This window comes from Flavobacterium sp. PL11 (genome assembly GCF_035985025.1).
Classification (GTDB): Bacteria; Bacteroidota; Bacteroidia; order Flavobacteriales; family Flavobacteriaceae; genus Flavobacterium.
Genome location: NZ_JAXCIA010000061.1, coordinates 1 through 4,632, shown reverse-complemented (window position 1 = coordinate 4,632; position 4,632 = coordinate 1). Strand labels below are relative to the sequence as shown.

Sequence of the window (4,632 nt, the reverse complement as noted above, 5' to 3'; positions counted from 1 at the left end):
TAAAAAGCTTGTAGAAGCGAATAAACGCACTACTTTTGCACCCGCAACAAGCGCATACGTTCTTACTTAAATATTGAAAAGCAGTTTTAAACTAAGATAAAAGTTTTAGAAAAAAGATTTGCCAGAGATAAAAGAAGTAATTACATTTGCAGCCCGCCAATGCGGTGGCAAGTTCTTAAATACATTGAGCAAGTAAGAGTGGTTGAGCGATCAACTTTTCACTTGAAAAGGGTAGAAATTTATTTTCAAAAACTTTTTCAAAACCCTTGTGAGATTTAAAAAGAGGTTGTACTTTTGCACCCGCTTGCAGAGACCGCGATTTATCGGGTTTTTCTCAAGAGAATCAAAGAAGACACGTTCCTAGACATATTGAATTGACAGCCGTTTTGGTTAGTAGAGACGTTGCATTGCAACGGCTATATGAAATCAAAACAAAGAATAAGAGTAATAGAATAGAGAGATTTGAAAAAACCAATAGCATTGGAGTCGAATAACAATAGCTTAGATTTTATCTAAGCAACAATATACGATGAAGAGTTTGATCCTGGCTCAGGATGAACGCTAGCGGCAGGCTTAACACATGCAAGTCGAGGGGTATAGGTAGCTTGCTATTTAGAGACCGGCGCACGGGTGCGTAACGCGTATGCAATCTACCTTTTACAGTGGGATAGCCCAGAGAAATTTGGATTAATACCGCATAGTATTATAGGATGGCATCATTTTATAATTAAAGTCACAACGGTAAAAGATGAGCATGCGTCCCATTAGTTAGTTGGTAAGGTAACGGCTTACCAAGACTTCGATGGGTAGGGGTCCTGAGAGGGAGATCCCCCACACTGGTACTGAGACACGGACCAGACTCCTACGGGAGGCAGCAGTGAGGAATATTGGACAATGGAGGCAACTCTGATCCAGCCATGCCGCGTGCAGGATGACGGTCCTATGGATTGTAAACTGCTTTTATACAGGAAGAAACATCCCGACGTGTCGGGACTTGACGGTACTGTAAGAATAAGGATCGGCTAACTCCGTGCCAGCAGCCGCGGTAATACGGAGGATCCAAGCGTTATCCGGAATCATTGGGTTTAAAGGGTCCGTAGGCGGCCTTATAAGTCAGTGGTGAAATCTCCCCGCTCAACGGGGAAACGGCCATTGATACTGTAGGGCTTGAATTATTAGGAAGTAACTAGAATATGTAGTGTAGCGGTGAAATGCTTAGAGATTACATGGAATACCAATTGCGAAGGCAGGTTACTACTAATACATTGACGCTGATGGACGAAAGCGTGGGTAGCGAACAGGATTAGATACCCTGGTAGTCCACGCCGTAAACGATGGATACTAGCTGTTGGGCGCAAGCTCAGTGGCTAAGCGAAAGTGATAAGTATCCCACCTGGGGAGTACGTTCGCAAGAATGAAACTCAAAGGAATTGACGGGGGCCCGCACAAGCGGTGGAGCATGTGGTTTAATTCGATGATACGCGAGGAACCTTACCAAGGCTTAAATGTAGATTGACCGGTTTGGAAACAGACTTTTCGCAAGACAATTTACAAGGTGCTGCATGGTTGTCGTCAGCTCGTGCCGTGAGGTGTCAGGTTAAGTCCTATAACGAGCGCAACCCCTGTTGTTAGTTGCCAGCGAGTCATGTCGGGAACTCTAACAAGACTGCCAGTGCAAACTGTGAGGAAGGTGGGGATGACGTCAAATCATCACGGCCCTTACGCCTTGGGCTACACACGTGCTACAATGGCCGGTACAGAGAGCAGCCACTATGCGAGTAGGAGCGAATCTACAAAACCGGTCACAGTTCGGATCGGAGTCTGCAACTCGACTCCGTGAAGCTGGAATCGCTAGTAATCGGATATCAGCCATGATCCGGTGAATACGTTCCCGGGCCTTGTACACACCGCCCGTCAAGCCATGGAAGCTGGGGGTGCCTGAAGTCGGTGACCGCAAGGAGCTGCCTAGGGTAAAACTGGTAACTAGGGCTAAGTCGTAACAAGGTAGCCGTACCGGAAGGTGCGGCTGGAACACCTCCTTTCTAGAGCCTAAATGTTAGTTTACAAGTAAACACTTTTAGGAAAGAAGACAAAGATTTTATAGGAAACAAATAATGATGTTTTATTACTCTTGCTGTTAGTTCAAATAATACAATTAAGTAAAAGATAACGATTTAAGATTGTTGAATACTGATTTTTGATTGCGGATTTAAATCTGAGATCAAAAATCGTTAATCATAAATCGAAAATCACCTTGTCTCGTAGCTCAGCTGGTTAGAGTACTACACTGATAATGTAGGGGTCGACAGTTCGAGTCTGTCCGAGACAACTAATACTTAAAAAAAAGAAGAATCTAGAGTTAGCAATTCACAACTCATTTGGATGTACGGTAAAGTTACAGAAAACTGAACACTGAAACATTGCCAACTGTATTTGGGGGATTAGCTCAGCTGGCTAGAGCGCCTGCCTTGCACGCAGGAGGTCAACGGTTCGACTCCGTTATTCTCCACTATCTTATAGAAGATAGATAAAAGAAGAAAGAAACAAGATTAGTCTTGGTTCTATTATCATGACTCTTTTTTCTAAAGAAAAAGTTCATTGACATATTGAGATAAGAAAATAATAAAAAGTAGAAAGCATACTTTTAGGTAGTAAGGATTAATTTGTAAGTAGTAAGTGAGAACTTTCTACTTAAACTTTATGACTTCATACATAAAAGAGTACAATAAGCAAAATAAGGGCGTATGGGGGATGCCTTGGCTCTCAGAGGCGATGAAAGGCGTGATAAGCTGCGAAAAGCTACGGGGACAAGCACACATTGATTGATCCGTAGATACCTGAATGGGGCAACCCACTATCTTGAAGAGATAGTACACCTACGGGTGGGCAAACCCGCTGAACTGAAACATCTAAGTAGGCGGAGGAGAAGAAAACAAAAGTGATTCCGTAAGTAGTGGCGAGCGAACGCGGATTAGCCCAAACCAATGATGTTACGGCATTGTTGGGGTTGTAGGACCACGACATTTTATGTACAAAGAATTAGAATCTACTGGAAAGTAGGGCCAAAGAAGGTGATAGCCCTGTATAAGTAATGCGTATAATAAATAGTGGTATCCTGAGTAGGGCGGGACACGAGAAATCCTGTCTGAATTTGGCGGGACCATCCGCTAAGGCTAAATACTCCTGAGAGACCGATAGTGAACCAGTACCGTGAGGGAAAGGTGAAAAGAACCGTGAATAACGGAGTGAAATAGATCCTGAAACCATACGCCTACAAGCGGTCGGAGCCCTTTTGTGGGGTGACGGCGTGCCTTTTGCATAATGAGCCTACGAGTTAACGTTGCTGGCAAGGATAAGTGGTTCAGCCACGGATCCGTAGCGAAAGCGAGTCTGAATAGGGCGTAGCTAGAGACGTAGCATTGCTACGTCTGTACAGTCAGTAGTGTTAGACGCGAAACCGTGTGATCTACCCATGGACAGGTTGAAGCTGTGGTAACACACAGTGGAGGACCGAACCCGTTGACGTTGAAAAGTCTTGGGATGATCTGTGGGTAGGGGTGAAAGGCCAATCAAACTCGGAAATAGCTCGTACTCCCCGAAATGCATTTAGGTGCAGCGTTAGTTATAAAGTTATATAGAGGTAGAGCTACTGATTGGATGCGGGGGCTTCACCGCCTACCAATTCCTGACAAACTCCGAATGCTATATAATGTTCACTAACAGTGAGGGCTTGGGTGCTAAGGTCCAAGTCCGAGAGGGAAAGAACCCAGACCATCAGCTAAGGTCCCCAAATATACGCTAAGTTGAAAGAACGAGGTTTGTCTGCCCAGACAGCTAGGATGTTGGCTTGGAAGCAGCCATTCATTTAAAGAGTGCGTAACAGCTCACTAGTCGAGCGGACGAGCATGGATAATAATCGGGCATAAGCGTATTACCGAAGCTATGGATTTCAGTTTAATTACTGGAGTGGTAGGGGAGCATTCTATCGCGGTTGAAGGTTAGTCGTAAGGCTTGCTGGACGTTATAGAAAAGAAAATGTAGGCATAAGTAACGATAATGCGGGCGAGAAACCCGCACACCGAAAGACTAAGGTTTCCACAGCTATGCTAATCAGCTGTGGGTTAGTCGGGACCTAAGGCGAACCCGAAAGGGACAGTCGATGGACAACGGGTTAATATTCCCGTACTAGTTATTACTGTGATGGGGTGACGGAGTGATGAAAGCGCCGCGAACTGACGGAATAGTTCGTTGAAGTACCTACCTATAAGACCCGCAGGCAAATCCACGGGTTTTGGGGAAATACGATAGTACTCGGATACTTCGGTAGAAGAGATAGTGCGCCTAAGGGCTTCCAAGAAAAACCTCTAAACTTCAGGTAATAAGTACCCGTACCGCAAACCGACACAGGTAGTCGAGAAGAGAATTCTAAGGTGCTCGAGAGATTCATGGCTAAGGAATTAGGCAAAATAGACCCGTAACTTCGGGAGAAGGGTCGCCCCGAGCAATCGGGGCCGCAGTGAAGAGGTCCAGGCGACTGTTTATCAAAAACACAGGGCTCTGCAAAATCGTAAGATGAAGTATAGGGCCTGACACCTGCCCGGTGCTGGAAGGTTAAGTGGAGATGTCATTCAG

At 45.1% G+C, this 4,632-nt stretch carries 2 tRNA genes and 2 rRNA genes; all 4 read left to right on the top strand.

Annotated elements, in window-relative coordinates:
- The first annotated feature begins 526 nt into the window (after positions 1–526).
- Positions 527–2,042, top strand: a 16S ribosomal RNA gene (locus RCH18_RS15895).
- Between the two features lie 213 nt (positions 2,043–2,255).
- Positions 2,256–2,329 (top strand) — tRNA-Ile (locus RCH18_RS15890).
- Positions 2,330–2,435: 106 nt separating this feature from the next.
- Positions 2,436–2,509 (top strand) — tRNA-Ala (locus tag RCH18_RS15885).
- Between the two features lie 215 nt (positions 2,510–2,724).
- A 23S ribosomal RNA gene (locus tag RCH18_RS15880) occupies positions 2,725–4,632 on the top strand; the annotation flags it as partial.